We start from the raw sequence: 20,503 nt of genomic DNA on the forward strand, positions 1-20,503 counted from the left end.
GTCAAATTAAACTTATAGGGGGAAAAAATGAAAATACTTGTTATTAATAGTGGTAGTTCATCTTTAAAGTATCAGTTATTTAATATGGAAACAGAAAGTGTGCTGGCTAAAGGTTTGATTCAGCGAATCGGAATCGAAAATTCATTTTTAGAATATGAAAATGGAAGTGGAGAAGAAATTGTGATTGAGAAAGATATTCCTACACACAAGGTGGGAATTGAATTATTATTAGAAACACTATTATCAGAAGATCACGGAGTACTAAAGAATATGGATGAAGTAGAAGCTATCGGTCATCGAATTGTCCATGGTGGTGAGGCCTTTTCCGAGTCCACAGTTATCGATGCTGCAGCAATTAAAAAGCTGGAGGAAGTTGCAGATTTAGCTCCTCTTCACAATCCTCCCAATATTATGGGGATTAAGGTTTGTAAAGAATTAATGCCTGACAAACCACAGGTTGGTGTCTTTGATACTGCTTTTCATCAGAGTATGCCTGAGAAAGCCTATATTTATGCTCTGCCATATGAATATTATAAAAAATATAGTATAAGAAGATATGGTTTCCACGGCACCTCTCATGGTTATGTTGCAAAAAGAGCTGCTCAGATGATGGACCAGCCATTATCCGAACTTAAAATTATTACCTGTCACTTAGGTAATGGTGCTAGTGTAACAGCGGTTGAAAATGGTAAATCAGTTGATACCAGTATGGGACTGACTCCTTTAGAAGGTCTGGTAATGGGAACTCGCTGTGGAGATATTGATCCCGCGATAATTCCCTTTGTTATGGACAAAGAAGATATTTCTGCATCTGAAATGGATCATATTTTAAATAAAGAAAGTGGACTTTTAGGGGTTTCCGGTATCAGCAGTGATTTTCGTGATGTTGAAGCTGCAGCAGCTGAAGGAAATCACCAGGCAGAAATTATAATTGAACATTTTAACTATAGAGTTAAAAAATATATTGGTGCCTATACCTCCGCAATGGGTGGAGTTGATGCAATTGTATTTACTGCTGGAATCGGAGAAAATTCTAAAGAGACCCGGACAGGAGTTTTAGATGGACTTGAATATTTAGGTGTTAAGGTTGATCATGAAGCTAATGACTGCCGCGGTAAAGAAGTATTTATTTCGACGGCTGATTCTAATGTTAAAGCAATGATAATTCCTACCAATGAAGAATTAGTAATTGCCAGAGATACAATGGAATTAGTATCTTAAGCCAACATATACATATATAAATACCACTTATATAAAATAAGGACCCTGCTGTTTAAACAGCAGGGTTTTTTAAATGCTAATTTTAAGCTATAGCTTTTAGTCCTTCTTCGCCAGTGCTTATTTTAACAGAGTTTTCTATATCACTGACATAAATCTTACCGTCCCCACTCTCACCTGTCTGGACTGTGTTTTTAATTGCTTCTACGTATTTATCAACTTCGGTATAATTAATAACGAATTCTATCTTTATCATCGGGGTAAATTCAATTTTTAGATCACTATCTGCTAACTTAATTAAATCTTTGTTAAAGTTTTTTGCTTCCAGAATATTTAATTCCTTTAGGCCCATAGAATTTAATTTTGTGACTAATTCATTTAGCTTATCAGATCGGATAAAAGCTTCAACTTTTTTCATTTCAACCCCTCCTTAGATTAATATTCTGAATATTTCTATATCTTCATTATAGTCCAATAAGGAGTAAATGTGAATAGTTTTAAGGTTGATTATAATAGTATACAGGGATATTAATTTTATACCGGAGAAGAAAAGACAAAGTCAAAAGAGAGTTTTAAATATCTGCACTGCTGGTGATCCTCTAAGTTATACTGCATAATTTTTTCTGCTTTTTTCAATCTATAACTTAAAGTGTTCCGGTGGATATTCAGCTTTTTTGCAGTATAATTATTGTCTTTAAAAGAAAGCAAATACTGATATAATGTAAAAGCGAATTCGGTTTCATTTTCTTTATCATATTTTAGGATCCTGCTTACTCCGGGGTGAATAAATTTTTTGTTGTTTTCTGTTTTAATTAATTTATTAATAAAAAACCTTTCACCAAATTCATTAAAGTTATAAATAAATCTGTTTTTATCTTGAAAAAAATTAAAGACAAACTTAGTTTGTTGATAATAAAAATAACTTTCACTCAGCATATTGAATTTATTACTCACTCCTGTTTTTAACTTCTTTTCTTTTAATATCTTTGTAGCCTGATTCAATTTAGCTTCTATATTCCTTCCATGAATGAAAATAACCAGGTTATTGTTATGAGTCAAAATTTGTATATTATTTATTAAAGCTGAAAGCTTTTTATGTAATTGCTTGAGCTTATTTGTGGATAAATTATTTTTTGAAATTGGGACACTTAAAATATAATAAGGTCCATTAATATTAACCCGGGCAGTATCAACTGATTTTTTTAGGATCTGTTGAGAATTGATTCCATTATCCAGTAGATTTGCAAGTAATGATTGTTTTATAACATAAAGTTTATCTGTTGGCTGTTGAATTTGTTTAACTAAGGCCAGTAGAGCTTCTGATAAAGCATTTACTATCATATAATCTCTATTTTTAATTTTTTTGTTAACTTCTAGAACTCCAAAGGTTCCGTATAACTCGTGTTTATCAGATATTTTTGCCGAAAGACGAGGTATTTCCTCAGCAAAGCCCCAGTCAAGATAAATTACTTGATCAGAATTCAAAAGTTTTTCAAGTGTTTGATCAACATCAAACATTATCATATGTTTTTGATTAACAAAGCCATCCTGGTACATATTATCCCAGACTGGATCTCCTATTTTTTGCTCTGGATAATAACCTAAAGTTCTATAATTTGCATCTGCTACTAGAATAGGATTTCCCAGAAAATCATATGCCTCTTTGAGGAGTGAGGAAATGTCACCATTTTTAACTACTATTTCAAAAAATCTTTTTCTGATATAAGAAAGATAGTTTGTTTCATTTATTTTTGCTTCTAAAATATTTAGGCAGTTATTTAGTGAGCCTTTTTTTATAATGATTAAATTTTTCACTTCTGATTTTTCTAACTCTGCAAAGTCTATTTTGTTTTTTTCTACCAGCAGATTATCACTATCCAGGCTGCCTGAAGTTAAATTTTCTTTTGTGAAATTTAATAAATTAGAATATTGATTTTCTTTACAGCTGTTTATATTTTGAATTCCTATAATTTCTGGATTAGTATTTAGTCTATGATTTATTATGTGATTCTCTAACAGATCAACTATATCAAGCATTTTCATAAATGTTACCTCCTGTTTAAAATGAGTTGGTAATTATTTTATCATAGTTGTGCATAATGAACAATTAAGTGAAGATAATTCATTATTTTAGATATTGTTAAGTTTATCACAATAAAATATAATAAATATAAATTATATATATCACAAAATTAAGCAGGAGGTAATAAAATGAATTATGATGTTTTGTTTTCACCCTTTAAAATTGGAAATATGGAAGTGAAAAATAGAATAGTTATGTCACCAATGGGTACTAATTCTGCACGTATTGATGGTACAATTGCTGATGATGAAATTGATTATTTTGAAGCCAGAGCTAAAGGTGGCACAGGAATGATTATAATGGGCTGTCAGTTTATTTCGAAAGAGATGGCTCAGGGATCGCTGGAAGGAGTACTAGAAAAATCACATGTTATTCCTCAACTAACAACTTTATGTGAAGCTGTGCATCGTTATGACTGTAAAATAACTGCTCAATTGAGCTGTGGAACAGGCAGAAATGCTTTTCCAAATATGCATGGTGAGCCTCCAATGTCTGCTTCTGCTATTCCATCAACTTTTAATCCCGATGTTGACTGTAGACCTATGAGTTATGATGATATTCAGGAAATGATGGATAAATTTGCTCATTCTGCTAAAATTGTAAAAGATGCTGGTTTTGATGCTATAGAAATTCATGGTCATGCCGGGTACTTAATTGATCAATTTATGTCTCCTGTCTGGAACAAAAGAACTGATGAATATGGCGGAAGTCCAGAAAAACGAGCGCGTTTTCCGCGTGAAATTATAAGGTCAATCAGAGAAGCAGTTGGTGAAGAAATGCCAATTTTATTTAGAATTTCTCTTGATCATCGTTTTGAAGGTGGTCGAACTCTGGAAGAAAGTATGAAACTAATAAAACTTTTAGAAGCTGAAGGAATTGATGCAATTGACATTGATGCAGGCTGTTATGAAACAATAGATTATATTTTTCCACCTGCTTATCTCGGTGATGCCTGCATGGATTATGTTTGTGAGCCTGCACGTGAAGCTGTAGATATCCCGATACTGAACTCTGGTAATCATACTCCAGAGACTGCTGTTAATTTACTGGAGTCAGGAAATGCTGATTTTGTAATGTTTGGAAGACCTTTAATTGCTGAGCCTGAGCTGGCCAATAAATTAGCTGAGAATAAAAGAGAAGAAGTAAGACCCTGTATTAGATGTAATCAGGAATGTATTGGACGAATTGCTGGAAGATTAACTAAATTGAGCTGTGCTGTTAACTCTCAGGCCTGTGAGGAAAAAAGATTTGAAATTAAGAAAACGGATGCTCCCCAAAATGTAGTTATTATTGGTGCAGGTCCTGCTGGATTGGAAGCTGCACGCACAGCTGCTTTAAGTGGTCATCAGGTAAATATTTATGAAAAGGAAGATCAGATAGGTGGTCAACTTGCGGCAGCAGCTACTCCAGAATTCAAGAAACAGCTAAAAGAGCTTATTGATTGGTATGAATTACAGCTTGAGCAACTTGATATTAAGCTTAATTTAAATAATGAAATTACTAGTGATAGCCCTATATTATCTGAAGCTGATAAAATTATAGTTGCTGCAGGAGCTGTTCCAATTGAGGTTGAAATAGAAGGAATTGAAAATTCAAATGTAATTAATGTTCTAACTGCTCATCAGGATAAAGGGCAGATAAAAGGAAATGATATTGTAATTTGTGGTGGAGGTCTTTCTGGATGTGATAATGCTCTGGAACTTGCAGCAGAAGAAAATAAAAATGTTACGATTGTTGAAATGCAGTCAGAGCTTGCTCCGGAAATGTTATTTATAAACAAGGCTTCATTAATGAGAAAACTTGCTGAAAATAATGTTAAGATTTTAACTGATACCAGAGTTATGGCTTTTTCTGAAAACCAGGTTAAAATTGAAAAGGCAGATGAAAGTATTGATAAAATTAAGGCAGATACTATTATAACTGCTTTTGGTATGAAATCAAATAATAAGCTGGCAGATAAAATTAAAGATAAGTTTAATTTAAAGACTCGTGTAATAGGAGATAATAATCAGGTTGCAAAAGTCGGAGGAGCAATTAGAGATGGATTTTATGCAGGTAGTAGTATAGTCTAATAGAGTTGTGCTGACATATTTTTTAATAAGATACAATAATAATTGCAAGTACAAGTAAGAGATTTGCTGTTCATATACAGTAGATCTCTTTTTTTATTTACCTAAATTTAACCTTCTGGAAATTTAGAATTAACTTTGTAATGCTAATATTACTGTTAGAGAAAATCATTTTAGTAGATTTCTATTTTCATCAAATCAAAAGGGAGTGAAAAATATTTATGAAAAAAACTGTTTTGTTAGTTCTGGTAAGTCTTTGTTTTATTGTGAGTTTTTCGGCAGCGGCAGAAGAAGTTACAATTGATTTCTGGCACGCAATGGGAGGACATAATCTCGAAGTAGTTAACACGTTAGTCGAAGAGTTTAATGGTAGCCAGGATCAAGTTGAAGTTAAAGCTCAGTATACAGGTTCTTATAATGATACTTTGACTAAAACTCAGTCAGCAGTTCAGACCGGAACTGCACCACATATTATTCAGATTTACGAAATTGGAACTCAGATGATGCTGGACAGCGGCATAATTATGCCGATAGAGGATCTGGGCAAAGAGGTAGCGGGAGATAATAGTTTTGACTGGGACAAATTTTTAGTTCCGGTTTCAAATTACTACACAATTGACGGCAAATTGAATTCTATGCCTTTTAACTCATCTACACCAATTTTATATTATGATAGAGATGCTTTTGAAGAAGCGGGCTTAGATCCTAATAGACCTCCTCAGACTTTTGCAGAACTAAAAGAGTATGCACGAAAATTAACAATTAAAAATGACGATGGTACAGTTGAACGCTATGGATTCACCCTGGGAATAGTGGGCTGGTTTGTAGAACAGATGGTTGCAAACCAGGATGCAACTCTGGTTAACAATGATAATGGGCGTAGTGCTAGAGCAACAGCATCTAATCTAAACGAAGAAGCAGCAGTTCGTTTTGTTAAACTGTGGAAAGAAATGGTTGATGAAGGAATTATGCTTAATCCAGGACGAGGCTGGGATGGAGCAAATCAAGCATTTTCTTCCGGAAGAGCAGCAATGTTAATAGAATCTACTTCTTCAGTGGCCGGGTTTACAGAAAATGCTGAGGCAGCAGGTTTTGAATTGGGAACCGGATTTTTACCAAGACCAGCAGCTGCTAATCGCGGTGGAGTGATTATTGGTGGTGCAAGTCTCTGGACAATTGCTGACCATCCTGAAGAAGAATTGAAAGCTACCTGGGAATTCTTAAAGTGGCTTTCAGAAGAGGAACAGCAGGTTTACTGGTTTGAAAATACAGGCTACTTCCCGGTAACCAAAGCGGCAGTTGAAAGAGAAATGAATAATAAGTTTTTTGCTGAAAACCCAAATTATCTAACAGCCTTTTTACAGTTACTACTGAGTAAAAAGGCAGTTTCAACCCAGGGAGCATTAATCGGTACTTTCCCTGAAGTTAGACAAATTGTGGAAGAATCAGTTGAAAAAACATTGGAAGGAAATATGACTCCGCAAGCGGCAATGGATGAGGCAGCAGAGAGAGTAAATAAATCACTTAAAGAATATAATCAACTTAATGAATAAGAATTTATATAGTTGATTATTGACAGCTGTCCCTTCCTGAATTTCAGGGAGGGACATTATTATTGGAGGTGTATTTTTTGCAAAAATTAAATTATCGATCCCATTCACTTGTTCCATATCTACTTCTTTCCCCCACATTTATTGTTTTGTTATTGTTTTTATACTGGCCCAGTATTAATTCAGTGTTTTTAAGCTTATTTAAACAGGCGCCATTTGGACGTAAAAGAATTTTTGTAGGAATCCAGAATTATATAAATTTATTTCAGGACCCAGCTTATCTTAATAGTTTGTTGAGATCAACATTATTTATTATCTTCACCATTACTATTGGGCTGGTATTTTCTCTGCTGCTGGCGGTTATTTTGAACCAGAATCTAAAAGGAATAAAATTTTACAGAGTTATATTTTTCATTCCTTATGCTATTTCTCCAACTGTAGCCGGTTCTCTCTGGGTCTTTTTGCTGAATCCGGTAGCAGGCCAGGTTAATTATTTATTAGATCTTGCTTTTAATATTCAGGTTAACTGGTTAACGAATAGTTTTTTTGCATTTCTGGCTATTATTATAGCAACTGTCTGGAAGAATATGGGCTTTAATATAATATTTTTTCTGGCAGGCCTGCAGGCAATACCGGATAGTGTTTATGAGTCTGCAGAGATTGATGGGGCAGGAGCTATAACTATATTTAAAGATATTACAATTCCCTTATTATCTCCCACAACTTTTTATTTAATTATCATGAATATTATTTTCAGTGTATTTGAAAGCTTTGGGATTGTAGATATTATGACTCAGGGTGGACCCGCTGATTCTACAAATATTGTGATTTATAAATTATATCGGGAAATGTTTATTAATTTCAGGCCGGGAATTGCAGCAGCGCAATCCGTAATCTTATTAACTCTGGTGATTATAGTGACTATTTTTCATTTTAAATATGGCTCAAATAATGTACATTATCAATAAGAGAAAGGTGATTAAATATGTTTGATTTAAATAGAGGTCCCTATAGTACTTATAAAAAAATAGCACTACATCTGGTCTTGATAATCATTTCTTTCATTGTCTTAATGCCGATTATTTTTGGCATCAGTGTCAGTATGCAGCCCAGAGCCCAGATATTTTCTTATCCACCATCATTTTTACCTGATAGATTATATTTTGATAATTATATTAAGGCCTGGAATTTAGTCAGTCTTGATAAAATTTTAGTTAACAGTATTCTGGCTTCTTCTGTGGTGATGTTAGGGAAATTAGGGCTGGGAGTTTTGAGTGGTTATGCATTTTCGCATTTTGAGTTCAAATACAAAAAGTTTTTGTTTTTTGCAGTCTTATTTACTTTAATGCTGCCGATGCAGGTGCGGGTAGTACCCTTGTTTGAGTTTATAAGTAGATTGGGACTGGGAAATTCTTTTTCAGGTCTGGTTTTACCGTTTCTTGCAAGTGCCACTACAACTTTTTTGATGAGGCAGCATTTTTTGACTATTCCTAAGTCTATTATGGAATCTGCTCAAATAGATGGCTGTGGACCTTTTCGATTTTTATTTCAAATTCTCTTACCCTTATCAGGAGCTAATCTTGCTGGATTGGCCGTAGTTAACTTTTTAGTGATGTGGAATGCCTATCTCTGGCCGTTGATTATTATTAATGATGATCAAAAAAAGCTAGCTCAGCAGGGAGTAAAAATGCTTTTTGCCAGTTCTTCAGAACGGGACTGGGGAATTATTATGGCAGGAACTATCATGGTGGTAATTCCGACTCTAATTGTATTTTTATTGGCCCAAAAGTTTTTCGTAAAAGGAATTGCTACTCAGGGTATAAAAGAATAGATATTATTTTTATGTTTAAGTTCTGTTGAAAGATCTGCTGTTATTGAGTAGATCTTTCTTTTTCTCTAAAAAGTTCTATAAATTCTGTTTTTCCTTCTGCTTCAAGTAAACTTTCCCTGAAATCATCCTCTCGCAGCCAGCTGACCAGAGTTGAAACTAATTTTAAGTATTCTGGAGAATAATCTGGATAATCAGCTACCATAAATATCAGTTTTACTTTTTTTCCATCCAGACTGTGATATTCAATTCCTGCTTTTGACCTGCCAATAGCCAGGGATAATTCGTTAACTGTTTCGCTTTTACCGTGGGGGACTGCAATTCCTCTTCCAAAACCGGTACTGCTCTCTTTTTCTCGAACAATTATTTTTGCCAGAAATTTATCTTCTGCCTGGATTTTATCTTCTTTTTTTAATAAATGGATCATTTCCTTTAAAGCATCTTCTTTATTACTGGTATTTAGATCAAGATTAATTAAGTTTTTATCTAACAATTTATTAATTTTCATTATCTTTTCCCACCTTTCTATTGCTTAAATTATATAATAATGCTGATAGATAAGTCAATCTAAACTGGCTAAACAAATCCAATAATTTATTTAAAAAGAATAAAATGGATACTAAAAAGCGATGTATTCCTGGATAAGGGGATTAAAAACTTAATTGTAACTGGACTACTTGACACCTGCCAGAAAAAGGATTAGTATTAAAACAAATTAACATAAAGCTAACACAAATTGAGTAGCTGAGTAGAAAGGAGAGATGTTTTATGTTAAAAGTAAAAAGCGCAGTCAAGGAATTTAGTGGATTTAGGGCAGTAGATGAATGTTCTTTTGAGGTAGAAGAAAATACGATAACTGGACTGATTGGTCCAAATGGAGCCGGAAAAACAACTATGTTTAATTTAATTGCCGGTTCTTTAGATCTCGATCAGGGAGAGGTTTATTTTTCAGAGCAAAAAGTAAACAACTTTGCTCCTCATCAGATTGCACGTCTTGGTCTGGCCAGAACTTTTCAGATTCCTAAAACTTTAAAAAAGATGACAGTAATGGAAAACTTAATGCTTGTTCCTTCAGGTCAGAGTGGAGAAAATCTCTGGAACAGCTGGTTTAATTCGGCCAAAGTAAGTAAAGAAGAAGAGATAGTTGAAGCAAAAGCTTATGAAACTTTAGAGTTTCTGGAGCTGACTCATCTGGCTGACGAGATGGCTGTTAACCTATCAGGTGGGCAGAAAAAACTGCTTGAACTTGGTAGAGCATTAATGGCAGATCCAGAATTAATTATGCTGGATGAGCCAGGTGCCGGGGTCAACCCCACCTTATTGAATAAAATAGCAGAAAATATTCTTAAATTAAAAGAAAGAGGAAAGACTATACTTTTAATCGAGCATAACATGGATTTAATTATGAATATCTGTGACCGGGTTATTGTAATGAATGATGGTAAGCATTTAGTTGAAGGAACTCCGGCTGAAATCAAGAGGAATCCCCGGGTCTTAGAAGCTTATCTGGGAGAAAAAACAGCTTAAGGGGTGGTTCGATTGTTAAGAATTAATGATATATATTCCGGCTATGGTGAAATAGAAATAATCCATGGGATTACTCTTAATGTTGAGCAGGGAGAAATAGTTTCCATTGTTGGGCCCAACGGTTCCGGAAAGTCCACTCTTTTAAAATCAATTTTTTCTCTTGTTGATATTATGGGAGGAGAAATTAATTATCTGGGCAGTGATTTAACAAAAGCTGCAACTGATCAGATGATAAAAAAAGGACTTTCCTTTGTCCCGCAAACTGATAATATCTTCCCGACTTTAACTGTGGCAGAAAATCTGGAACTGGGGGCCTATGTGTCCAGGAAAAATCTTAGCGACAGGTTTGATTTAATTTATAATTTATTTCCACCATTAGTAGAGAAGAGAAAGAAAAAAGCAGGTACTTTAAGTGGTGGCCAACGGCAGATGGTGGCCTTTGGCAGGGCCCTGGTAATGGAGCCCAAACTGCTGCTGTTAGATGAACCAACAGCCGGGCTGGCACCAATGTTTATTGATTTAATCTTAGAGAAAGTAGAAGAAATAAACAAAACAGGAGTTTCAATTTTAATGGTAGAACAAAATGCAAAAAAAGCTTTAGCTATGTCAGACAGAGGATATGTTCTGGCAGCAGGAGAAAAAAAATACGAAGATAGTGGGAGAGGCTTACTTGAGAATAAAGAAGTAGCGCAGCTCTTTTTGGGAGGATAAGTCTATGGCCTTACAGTTATTTTTGAACGGAGTAATACTCGGATCAATTATAGCGCTGGGTGCAATTGGATTATCACTGATTTATGGAATTTTGAAGTTTGGACATTTTGCTCATGGTGATTTAATGACACTCGGTGCTTATTTTGCTTTTTTATTTAAAGTACAGCTGGGCCTGCCTTTCTGGCTGGCTTTTGTTTTAGCAGCAGCTTTAACTGCAGGTGCAGCAATACTTTTAAACCTTATCTTATACAGACATTTAAAGAAAAGAGATTCGGTAATTGTAATGATTTCTTCTGTTGGAGCCGCCTTGATAATCAGAAATTTAGTTTTATTATTCTGGGGGCCGCAGAATAAATTTTATGAGAAAGCTATCCAGATGCCGATCGTTTTAGGTGACGGATTATTACGAATTAAAGAAAATCAGATCATAATTCTAGTTCTGGCTTTGACACTGGTAATTGCTGTTCATCTATTTTTGAGTAAAACAAAATTAGGCAAGGCAATGCGGGCAATGTCAGATAACATTGACCTGGCTCAGATAACAGGGATTAATACCGAAAGAGTAATCATCTGGACCTGGGCAATGAGTGGTGTGCTCACAGCAGCTGCAGGTATCCTGCTTGCTTTTGATACCCACCTGACACCGGTAATGGGCTGGAATTTACTCTTACCCCTATTTGCAGCGGTTATTCTGGGAGGAATTGGCAGTCCTTATGGTGCAATGTTTGGTGGACTGGTAATTGGTATCTCACAGGAAATGTCAACTCTAATTATTTCTGCAGCTTACAAACCGGCAGTTGCATTTACGATTATGATTCTAATGTTAATTATTAAACCTTCTGGTTTAATGGGAAAGAAGGTGTAAATAGATGACTTTTGCAGGTGTTTTTTCTTATCTGGTTTTCTTTTTAATCTTTGCCGGTATTTATGCAGTTATGACCCTGGCTTTAAATATGCAGCGGGGTTTTGCAGGACTTTTCAATATAGGAATTGCAGGATTCTGGGCGGTGGGTGCTTATACATCAGCAATTATGACCAAGGGGCCTTCTCCTGATCATCTAGGTGGATTTGGAATGCCTTTTATAATAGGCCTGCTGGCAGCAGGTATAATATCCTCACTGCTGGCTTTTCTGGTAGGGATCCCAACGATTCGTCTGCGGGAAGATTATCTTGGAATTGCAACAATTGGTATTGCTGAGATAATCAGACTGGTAATTAAAAATGAAGCCTGGTTGACTAATGGTGTTAGAGGTATTTCCGCTATTCCCAAACCTTTAGCTGGAAGCTTTGGTTCAAACTATAATTTGTTTTTTCTAATGATTGTAGTTTTGGTTATCGCTCTTTTTTATTATCTCAGTGAAAAAGGGATTAATTCTCCCTGGGGCAGAATTTTAAGAGCGATTAGAGAAGACGAAGAGGTAGTTAAGGCTGTGGGGAAGAATGTAGTTCGTTATCGAATGGAAGCTTTTGTTTTAGGAGCTTTTATGATGGGGGTTGGTGGTGGACTTTATGCCCATTTTACTTCCTTTATTTCACCAGAGGCTTTTAAGCCAATGCAGGCTACATTTCTAGTCTGGATAATGCTGATCATCGGTGGTAGTGCCAATAACTTTGGTTCAATCGTAGGTGCTTTTTTGACCTGGGGAATCTGGACCGGAACTGAATTTTTAACAGGAATGCTGCCGGCTGCCTATACAACTCAGGCTGCTGCTATCAGGGTGATTTTAATTGGTGTATTTTTAGAAATAATACTCTTGAATCGACCTGAGGGTCTATTTGGAGAAAAGAAATACAGCAGTGTTTCAACAGCTGATAGATAAATAATACTATGGTTTTTGATAATCAGGGAATGATTTCAAAAGTAAAATGAAATTAGTAGTTAGAATTAACCGAGAAGGATTTATAGTTTTAATTTTACTCTTAGTTGAGTATTTTTAAATATAATAAGTAGCGAGAATAAGAGGAGGAAAAAATAATGTTTAAAAAGAAAATTTTGATTACAATGCTGGTGATGTTGTTTCTGTCTTTGACTGTTAGTGGTGCCTTTGCTCAGGACACTGTTAAAATTGGTACTTTAATGCCGCTTACAGGTGGGCTGGCTTCTTATGGTCAGTTTACCCGTAATGGAACATTGTTAGCTCAAAAAATTATTAACGAACAGGGCGGTCTGCTTGGTGGTAAGGAGCTGGAGTTAGTTAATGTTGATACCCAGACAAATCCCCAGGCTGGAGTTGATGGAGCCCAGAAGTTAGTTTCTGTAAATGGTATTAATGCCATAGTAGGAGCTTTATCCAGTGGTGTTACAATCCCTGTTGCTGAAAGTGTGACGGTTCCAGCTGAGGTAGTATTGATCTCACCATCGTCTACTTCCCCGGTACTGACTACATTAGATGATAATGGCTATGTATTTAGAACAGTACCTTCTGATAGTTTACAGGGAGTAGTTGCCGGTAATCTGGCAGCAGACTTAAATCATGATTCACTGGCAATAATTTATGTAAATAATGATTATGGTCAGGGCTTAAATGACGCTGTAATTGAACAATTTGAAGAAAGAGGAGGCGAAGTAACTGCCTCCATTGCTTTTGAACCAAATAAGGTTTCTTATAGAAGTGAGCTGATGGAAGCTGCTGAAGGAAATCCTGATGCCCTATTATTAATTGCCTATACTGATGATGGTGGAATTACAATTATCAGACAGGCTTTAGAAAATGGTTTCTTTGAAGAATTCATCTTTACTGACGGCTTAAAAGCCCCGGAAATCACAGAAGGTGTCGAGCAGTATCTGGAAGGAATGCGCGGTACAGCTCCAACTTCTATGCCCGGTGGGAAAGGTCCTGAATTATTTACCAAGCTGTATGAAGAAGAGTTTGGCGAGATTCCACCCAAACCATATATTGATACCAGTTTTGATGCTACCTTTGTTTTAGCATTAGCTATTGAGAAAGCTGGTAGTACAGAAGGGCCGGCTATTAGAGATGCCCTTGGAGAAGTATTAGCTGAAGATGGAATGGTAGTTAATATTAATGAGTGGAATAAAGCTAAAGACTTAATTGCAGCCGGAGAAAAAATACGGTATGAAGGTGCTTCTGGACCGGTACTCTTTAATGATGTTGGAGACAGTATGGGAGCAATTGGTATCTGGAAGATTGAAGATGGAAATATTGTCAATGAAAGTATAGAAGTACAGTAATTTAATAATTCATTCAATATTGAATCCATAAATTCCATATGTAAATTCAGAAAAGATCCCAGCTTTTACAGCCTGGGGTCTTTTTCTTACTGAGGACGTGTTTATTGTGAAAAAAGTTAAGCTAATAGATATCACATTTAGAGATTTTGATCTGCTTGATTTAAGTAATAGTAATTTACAGCGCTTAAAAATGATTAAAATGATGGGTAAAATGGGATTAAAAGAAGTTGAAATAGGTTCTCCAGTTTTGACAGATAAAATTAAGTTTATAGAAATGACCAGTGGAAAAGACAAAATAAAAGAAGAAATTGATCTCAAATTCCGCAGCTGGAACAGACCCTTAATTTCTGATTTGAGAAAATCTCTGCAGGCAGGAGTTGATCTTGTAGTTATCTCTATTTCACTAAAAAATTTAAATTTCAGGTCAAATAAATATAATAAAACGGCAGATAAATTGTTAAATGATTTGAAAAGAAGTATTCACTATGCAAAAACTAAGGGGTTAGAGATAATAGTAGAAATTCAAAATGCTTCAGCAGTTAATTTAAATCAGATATTAGAAGTTACAGCTTTCTGCAAAAAACTGGGTGTTAATAGATTGTCTTATCAGGAAGCAGAAACTGTAATTGAACCCCTTAAGTTTAAAAAGAGGATAGAAGATATTATCAGGACAGCTGATATTAAACTGGAAGTAAACTGCAGCAATATTTTTCAGACAGCAGCTGCAGCATCACTGGCAGCTTATAATGCTGGTGCCAGCGGAATCTGTGCCAGTATTAATGGTTTCAGCAAAAACCTTTATAGCAGAACGGCGCTGGAAGAAATCATGATGATCTTAAAAAAACTTGAAGTTTTAGATAGGGAATATAAAACAGAAAAACTTTTTGAGTTAAGTCAGTTAATGGCAGAGCATCTAAATGATTTCCCGGCTGATAATAAAGCGATAATAGGAAAAGGTATTTTTAAGCACGAATCTGGTATTCACGTGGATGGTATCTTAAAAAACCCAACTACATATGAGGCATTTTCTCCGGCAGAAGTTGGGTTAAGGAGAGAAATTATAATCGGGAAACACTCCGGGAAAAAGGCAGTGATAGCAAAATATAAAGAATTCGGTATCGATTTAAGCCTTAAAGAAGCTGAATTGAAATTAAAAAAGATCAAAAGAAAATCTATTAAGTTAAAAAGAGCTTTAACAGAAACAGAATTAAAAGATATTTAACCTGGATGGCAGTTTTTGCTAATCCAGGTTTTTTTGTATCCAGATATAAATGACATATTCATGTTATATATTTACCATATATACAATTATACACTTGAAAATAGCAAATTTAGTGTTATACTTTAGTTAATAAATTTAAAACCTAACATAAATGAGTAAAAATTAAATCTATACTCATTCTCTACAGTGATTTAAATTTATAATTAAATAAGGTTATAAATATTCGGAATCAAATTTCGAATATCTATAATATAATATCAAACTCTAGGAGGAGAAAAAATGAAAGAAGATTTGAGACAGGTAGCGATTTATGGAAAAGGTGGTATTGGGAAATCAACTACAACTCAGAATTTGACTTCGTCACTGGCAGAGATGGGCAAGGAAATAATGGTGGTTGGATGTGATCCAAAAGCTGATTCTACCAGAATGTTACTGGGAGGAATGGATCAGCAGACAGTTCTTGATACTTTAAGAGAAGAAGGACAGGATATTGAACTGGATGATATTTTAAAGAGAGGTAAGGACTTCGAAAATATTCGCTGTGTAGAATCTGGTGGACCAGAACCTGGTGTGGGATGTGCAGGTCGGGGAATTATAACTTCTATTAATATGCTGGAGAGTTTAGGGGCCTATACAGATGAACTTGACTATGTATTTTATGATGTTTTGGGTGATGTTGTTTGTGGTGGATTTGCGATGCCGATCAGAGAGGGCAAGGCACAGGAAATATATATTGTAGCAAGTGGAGAGCTGATGGCCCTTTATGCGGCAAACAATATCTGTAAAGGTATTAAAAGATATGCAGAATCCGGAGGTGTAAGACTGGGAGGAATTATCTGCAACAGTCGTCAGGTTGATGGTGAATTAGAACTATTAGAATCATTTGCCAAAAAACTCGGCAGCCAGTTAATTCACTTTGTACCCAGAGATAATATAGTTCAGAGAGCTGAGATCAACAGAAAAGTTGTTATTGCCTATGACCCAGAATCAGATCAGGCTCAGGAATATAGAGATCTAGCTCAGGCAATTGATGAAAATGAGACCTTTGTAATTCCAGATCCAATGGAACAGGATGAGTTAGAGCAGTTAATGATGGACTTTGGTATTCTAGAAGTGTAGTTCTAGAAGCTGCTTGGGTCAATTTTTATTTGAATTTAACTATTTTAAAAATTACTAAATCAGCAGAGAATAAAAGAGTAGAAGATTAATAGAGCGAGAAGGGAATGATATAAGTGAAATTATTACAGGCGATTATCAGACCGGAAAAAAGTTCAACAGTTCTTTCGGAACTTAAAGAGGCTGGTTTTCCGGCAGTGACTAAAATGGATGTTGCAGGAAGAGGTAAACAGCGGGGAGTTAAAGTTGGTAATATACACTATGATGAATTACCAAAAGAACTCTTAATGATGGTTTTAGAAGATGAAGATAAAGAAGATGTAGTTAAAATAATCATGAAAACTGTTAGAAGTGGTAAAGAAGGAAGCTATGGAGATGGTAAAATTTTTGTCAGCGATGTGGAGGAAGCATATACCATCAGCTCAAACAGTCAGGGTTTATAAGGTTATTAATTGGAAGTTGGGGAAAGAAAAGATATGTCAATTATTTAAATTTTCGCGGAGGTGAAAGATATGAAAGAGATCATGGCTGTAATCAGAATGAATAAAATTAACCAGACTAAAAAAGCTCTGGCCGTTCAGGGCTTTAATTCTCTAACCTGTGTTAAGGTCACCGGCAGGGGAAAAAAGAAGGTTAATTATGAGCTTATAGAAAAAATACTTGAGGGAGAAGAAGAGATAATTAAATCCAGAGAAGTTACAGAGTCAATTACAGAAGGACACCGTTTAATACCAAAGAGAATGGTAATTACGGTAGTGAAAGATGAAGATGCTAAAAAGGTAGTTGAGACAATAATGAATGTTAATGAGACAGGTAATCCGGGTGATGGTAAAATTTTTGTTTTACCAATTGAAGATGCCTATAGAGTAAGAACAGGTGAAAGCGGTAAAGCAGCAGTATAGAAAAGAGGTGAAGATAATGAAAAATAATAATAATGCAGGAATTGAAGATGTTTTAGATGATGTTTTGCAGTCATATCCTGCTAAATCAATGAAAAATAGAAAAGAGCATATTCTGGTCAAAGATAAGAAAAAGGATAAACATAAAATAAAGGCTAATACACGAACTATTCCAGGGATTATTACTAATCGTGGTTGTGCATATGCAGGCTGTCGTGGTGTTGTGCTGGGACCATTAAAAGATGTAGTTCAGCTTGTTCATGGACCTATAGGTTGTAGTTATTATGCCTGGGGGATGAGAAGACATCAGGGAGTAGCAGCAGAGGGTGGTAAAAACTTTATTAATTACACTTTTTCCACCGATATGCAGGACTCGGATGTTGTTTTCGGAGGAGAAAGAAAATTAAAAGAAGCAATCAAAGAAGCAGTAGAGATTTTTAATCCTTCAACGATTATGATTACAGCTACCTGTCCTGTTGGTTTGATTGGTGATGATATTAACAATATCGCTAAGAAGGCAGAAGAAGAGTATGGAATTACAGTTATGGCCTTTAACTGTGAAGGTTATAAAGGGGTAAGTCAGTCAGCCGGCCATCATATCGCCAACAATGAAATTATGGCTAATCTGGTTGGTATAGAAGATAAAGAGCTGGATCATAAATATCCAATTAATCTGATGGGGGAATATAACATTGGGGGAGATGCTTTCGAAATAGAGAGGATCTTAGAAAAAATTGGTTATGATATTGTGGCTTCTTTTTCCGGGAATGGTACAGCAGATCAGATAAAATATTCACACGAAGCTGATCTTAATCTGGTTCAGTGTCACCGTTCAATTAACTACATTGCAGAAATGTTTGAAGAAAAATATGGTATACCCTGGTTAAAGGTTAATTTTTTAGGTGTGGATGCCACTATTAAAGCACTTCGCAATATGGCTGAATATTTTGGAGATCCAGAGCTTAAGGAAAGAACAGAGAAGGTAATAGCAGAAGAGCTGGCTCAGATAGAGGGTCCACTTAACCGGTACCAGGAACTTTTTGAAGGTAAAACTGCTTTTCTTTTTGTTGGCGGTTCCAGAGCTCACCACTATCAGAATGTATTTAAGAGGATTGGAATTGAAACAGTAGTAGCTGGATATGAATTTGGTCACCGTGATGATTATGAGGGCAGAGAAGTTATCCCTGATATTGAAATGACAGCTGATGACCGGAATATTCCAGAACTGGAAGTTACAAAAGATGATAAGAAATATAACATGAGAATTTCCAAAGCTAAAAAAGAGGAACTGCAGCAGAAGATGCCCCTTGATTATTATGAAGGCATGATCAAAGAAATGGAAGATGGAAGTATTGTTATTGATGATTTAAATCACCACGAACATATTAAGTTAACCGAAGCTTTAGAGCCTGATATTTTCTGTTCTGGAATTAAGGATAAATATACTTCTCATAAAATGGGTATTTTCTCAAAACAGCTGCACAGTTATGATTACAGTGGTCCTTATGCAGGTTTTAAAGGGCATCTACAGTTTGCAGAAGATATTGCAGCCGGTATCCTTAACCCCAGCTGGAGTTATATTAATCCTCCCTGGAAAGACAATGTTGAACTTGCAGGAACAATTGGAGGTGTTCGCTAATGCAGGATTTAGTGCCAAAAGAATATAAAGAGAGAAACTCACTTGTTATCAATCCGGTTAAAACCTGTCAGCCAATCGGTGCGATGTATGCAGCTTTAGGCATTCATGGAGCTCTGCCGCACAGTCACGGATCACAGGGGTGCTGTTCTTATCATAGAATGCATTTGACCAAACATTTTAGAGAACCTGTTGTTGCTTCTTCCAGTTCGTTTACAGAAGGGGCCTCAGTATTTGGCGGCCGGGCTAACTTAGAAACCGCACTGAAAAATATATTTGCTGTTTATGATCCTGAAGTTGTAGCCATTAACACAACCTGTTTGTCAGAAACAATTGGTGATGATATTGGCTCAATTATTAATGGATTTGATGTTCCGGCAGGAAAAACAATTATCCATGCCAGTACTCCAAGTTATGTTGGCTCCCATATTACAGGATTTTCAAATATGGTTAAAGCCGTGATTAAACAGGTTTCGGAAAAAAATGAAGATGCTAAGACAAATAACAAAATAAATTTAATACCTGGGTTTGTTGACCCCGGAGATATCCGCGAGATTAAGAGAATACTAGAAGCTATGGGTATCGACTATATTTTATTTCCGGATCAGAGTGATGTACTTGATACACCTCTGGATGGCAGCTATGATATGTATCCAGAAGGAGGAGTTACAATTCCAGAATTAAAAGATACTGGTAATTCGCAGGCCACTATAGCTCTGGGAGAATTTGCTGCTTCAGATCCTGCTTTTGAGCTGGAAAAAAAGCATGATGTAAAACCTTATACTCTAAAATCACCGGTCGGCATTAAGGCAACAGATGAGTTTTTAATGCAGCTGATGAAGCTGACTGGAAAAGAGGTGCCAGCAGAAATTGAAAAAGAAAGAGGCCAGCTGGTGGATATTATTGCAGATACACATCATCAGTTCCACGGCAAAAAAGTAGCTGTTTATGGTGATCCTGATATAGTAATTTCTCTGACTGAATTTGTTTTAAGTCTGGGAATGAAACCAGTTCATATCTTAACAGGGACTCCAGATAAGAAGTTTGAAGAAACAGTTGCAGAAATGATGGAAAGTGCGGACTGGAAATATAACTTAACCGCCGGAGGTGACTTATTCCAGCTTCATCAGTGGATTAAAAATGATCAGGTAGATTTATTACTTGGTAATTCCTATGGTAAATTGGTTGCCAAACAGGAAGATGTCCCACTGGTCAGAGTTGGATTTCCTATACTTGACCGCAGTGTCCATTCTTATTTGCCAACTATTGGCTATAAGGGAGCAATTTTGCTGGTTGAAAAAATTAGTGGAGCTTTACTTGATAGAAAAGATAGAGATACAGACTTTGAATTGATAGAGTTTGTGCTGTAAAAAACATCTATTTTTTAAAGTATAATTAAATTATAATTTCGGTTTATAAACAATTTTTATTATAACTGAAGTTTAGATATT

Annotated in this window: 19 protein-coding genes; 16 read left to right on the plus strand and 3 right to left on the minus strand. The window is 35.5% G+C overall.

The window, feature by feature from the left end:
* The first annotated feature begins 27 nt into the window (after nt 1-27).
* Nucleotides 28-1,221 (plus strand): acetate/propionate family kinase, encoded by a 1,194-nt coding sequence (locus C7958_RS02045; protein ID WP_111571008.1) that lies wholly within the window; start codon nt 28-30, stop codon nt 1,219-1,221.
* 82 nt (nt 1,222-1,303) lie between these two features.
* On the opposite strand, the gene C7958_RS02050 is transcribed toward C7958_RS02045, so the two are convergent.
* On the minus strand, nt 1,304-1,636 hold the full coding sequence (locus C7958_RS02050) for a P-II family nitrogen regulator (RefSeq protein ID WP_111571009.1): 333 nt from the start codon (nt 1,634-1,636) through the stop codon (nt 1,304-1,306).
* A 116-nt stretch (nt 1,637-1,752) separates the two neighbouring features.
* On the minus strand, nt 1,753-3,261 hold the full coding sequence (locus C7958_RS02055; RefSeq protein WP_111571010.1) for a PucR family transcriptional regulator: 1,509 nt from the start codon (nt 3,259-3,261) through the stop codon (nt 1,753-1,755).
* A 168-nt stretch (nt 3,262-3,429) separates the two neighbouring features.
* On the opposite strand from C7958_RS02055, the gene C7958_RS02060 reads away from it, so the two are divergent.
* From C7958_RS02060 to C7958_RS02075, 4 genes are all read left to right on the plus strand, one after another.
* On the plus strand, nt 3,430-5,373 hold the full coding sequence (locus C7958_RS02060; RefSeq protein ID WP_111571011.1) for an NAD(P)/FAD-dependent oxidoreductase: 1,944 nt from the start codon (nt 3,430-3,432) through the stop codon (nt 5,371-5,373).
* A 218-nt stretch (nt 5,374-5,591) separates the two neighbouring features.
* Nucleotides 5,592-6,923: an ABC transporter substrate-binding protein gene (locus C7958_RS02065; protein ID WP_111571012.1), complete on the plus strand. Its 1,332-nt coding sequence runs from the start codon at nt 5,592-5,594 to the stop codon at nt 6,921-6,923.
* 77 nt (nt 6,924-7,000) lie between these two features.
* Nucleotides 7,001-7,888, plus strand: coding sequence for a carbohydrate ABC transporter permease (locus C7958_RS02070; RefSeq protein ID WP_111571013.1), 888 nt, complete (start codon nt 7,001-7,003; stop codon nt 7,886-7,888).
* 17 nt (nt 7,889-7,905) lie between these two features.
* On the plus strand, nt 7,906-8,751 hold the full coding sequence (locus C7958_RS02075; RefSeq protein WP_111571014.1) for a carbohydrate ABC transporter permease: 846 nt from the start codon (nt 7,906-7,908) through the stop codon (nt 8,749-8,751).
* Nucleotides 8,752-8,791: 40 nt separating this feature from the next.
* On the opposite strand, the gene C7958_RS02080 is transcribed toward C7958_RS02075, so the two are convergent.
* The gene (locus C7958_RS02080) at nt 8,792-9,256 is read right to left on the minus strand and encodes a PTS sugar transporter subunit IIA (RefSeq protein WP_111571015.1); all 465 of its coding nucleotides are present in this window, start codon (nt 9,254-9,256) and stop codon (nt 8,792-8,794) included.
* Between the two features lie 260 nt (nt 9,257-9,516).
* Here C7958_RS02080 and C7958_RS02085 point away from each other — a divergent pair, with 260 nt between their 5' ends.
* The 11 genes from C7958_RS02085 to nifK all read left to right on the plus strand — a co-directional run bounded on the left by C7958_RS02085 (nt 9,517) and on the right by nifK (nt 20,422).
* Entirely contained in the window at nt 9,517-10,275 is a 759-nt protein-coding gene (locus tag C7958_RS02085) for an ABC transporter ATP-binding protein (protein ID WP_111571016.1), read from the plus strand.
* Nucleotides 10,276-10,278: 3 nt separating this feature from the next.
* Nucleotides 10,279-10,986 (plus strand): ABC transporter ATP-binding protein, encoded by a 708-nt coding sequence (locus C7958_RS02090; RefSeq protein WP_111571017.1) that lies wholly within the window; start codon nt 10,279-10,281, stop codon nt 10,984-10,986.
* 4 nt (nt 10,987-10,990) lie between these two features.
* Complete coding sequence (locus tag C7958_RS02095) at nt 10,991-11,851, plus strand: branched-chain amino acid ABC transporter permease (RefSeq protein WP_111571018.1); 861 nt, start codon at nt 10,991-10,993, stop codon at nt 11,849-11,851.
* A 4-nt stretch (nt 11,852-11,855) separates the two neighbouring features.
* Nucleotides 11,856-12,806, plus strand: a complete 951-nt coding sequence (locus tag C7958_RS02100) for a branched-chain amino acid ABC transporter permease (RefSeq protein ID WP_111571019.1) — start codon at nt 11,856-11,858, stop codon at nt 12,804-12,806.
* Between the two features lie 155 nt (nt 12,807-12,961).
* Nucleotides 12,962-14,179 (plus strand): ABC transporter substrate-binding protein, encoded by a 1,218-nt coding sequence (locus C7958_RS02105; protein WP_111571020.1) that lies wholly within the window; start codon nt 12,962-12,964, stop codon nt 14,177-14,179.
* A 106-nt stretch (nt 14,180-14,285) separates the two neighbouring features.
* Nucleotides 14,286-15,401, plus strand: coding sequence for a homocitrate synthase/isopropylmalate synthase family protein (locus C7958_RS02110; RefSeq protein WP_166668439.1), 1,116 nt, complete (start codon nt 14,286-14,288; stop codon nt 15,399-15,401).
* A 291-nt stretch (nt 15,402-15,692) separates the two neighbouring features.
* A complete protein-coding gene (gene nifH, locus C7958_RS02115; protein WP_111571174.1) occupies nt 15,693-16,520 on the plus strand; it encodes a nitrogenase iron protein in 828 nt (275 codons plus the stop codon).
* Between the two features lie 113 nt (nt 16,521-16,633).
* Nucleotides 16,634-16,960 (plus strand): P-II family nitrogen regulator, encoded by a 327-nt coding sequence (locus C7958_RS02120; RefSeq protein ID WP_111571022.1) that lies wholly within the window; start codon nt 16,634-16,636, stop codon nt 16,958-16,960.
* A gap of 69 nt (nt 16,961-17,029) precedes the next feature.
* The gene (locus C7958_RS02125; protein ID WP_111571023.1) at nt 17,030-17,419 is read left to right on the plus strand and encodes a P-II family nitrogen regulator; all 390 of its coding nucleotides are present in this window, start codon (nt 17,030-17,032) and stop codon (nt 17,417-17,419) included.
* Nucleotides 17,420-17,435: 16 nt separating this feature from the next.
* Entirely contained in the window at nt 17,436-19,055 is a 1,620-nt protein-coding gene (nifD, locus tag C7958_RS02130; protein ID WP_181453802.1) for a nitrogenase molybdenum-iron protein alpha chain, read from the plus strand.
* Nucleotides 19,055-20,422 carry a nitrogenase molybdenum-iron protein subunit beta gene (nifK, locus tag C7958_RS02135; protein WP_111571024.1) on the plus strand — a complete coding sequence of 456 codons (1,368 nt, stop codon included), beginning with the start codon at nt 19,055-19,057 and terminating at the stop codon, nt 20,420-20,422. The genes nifD and nifK overlap by 1 nt, the downstream gene beginning before the upstream one ends.
* Nucleotides 20,423-20,503 lie beyond the last annotated feature (81 nt).

It is taken from the genome of Halanaerobium saccharolyticum (assembly GCF_003259895.1).
Taxonomy (GTDB): Bacteria; Bacillota; Halanaerobiia; order Halanaerobiales; family Halanaerobiaceae; genus Halanaerobium; species Halanaerobium saccharolyticum_A.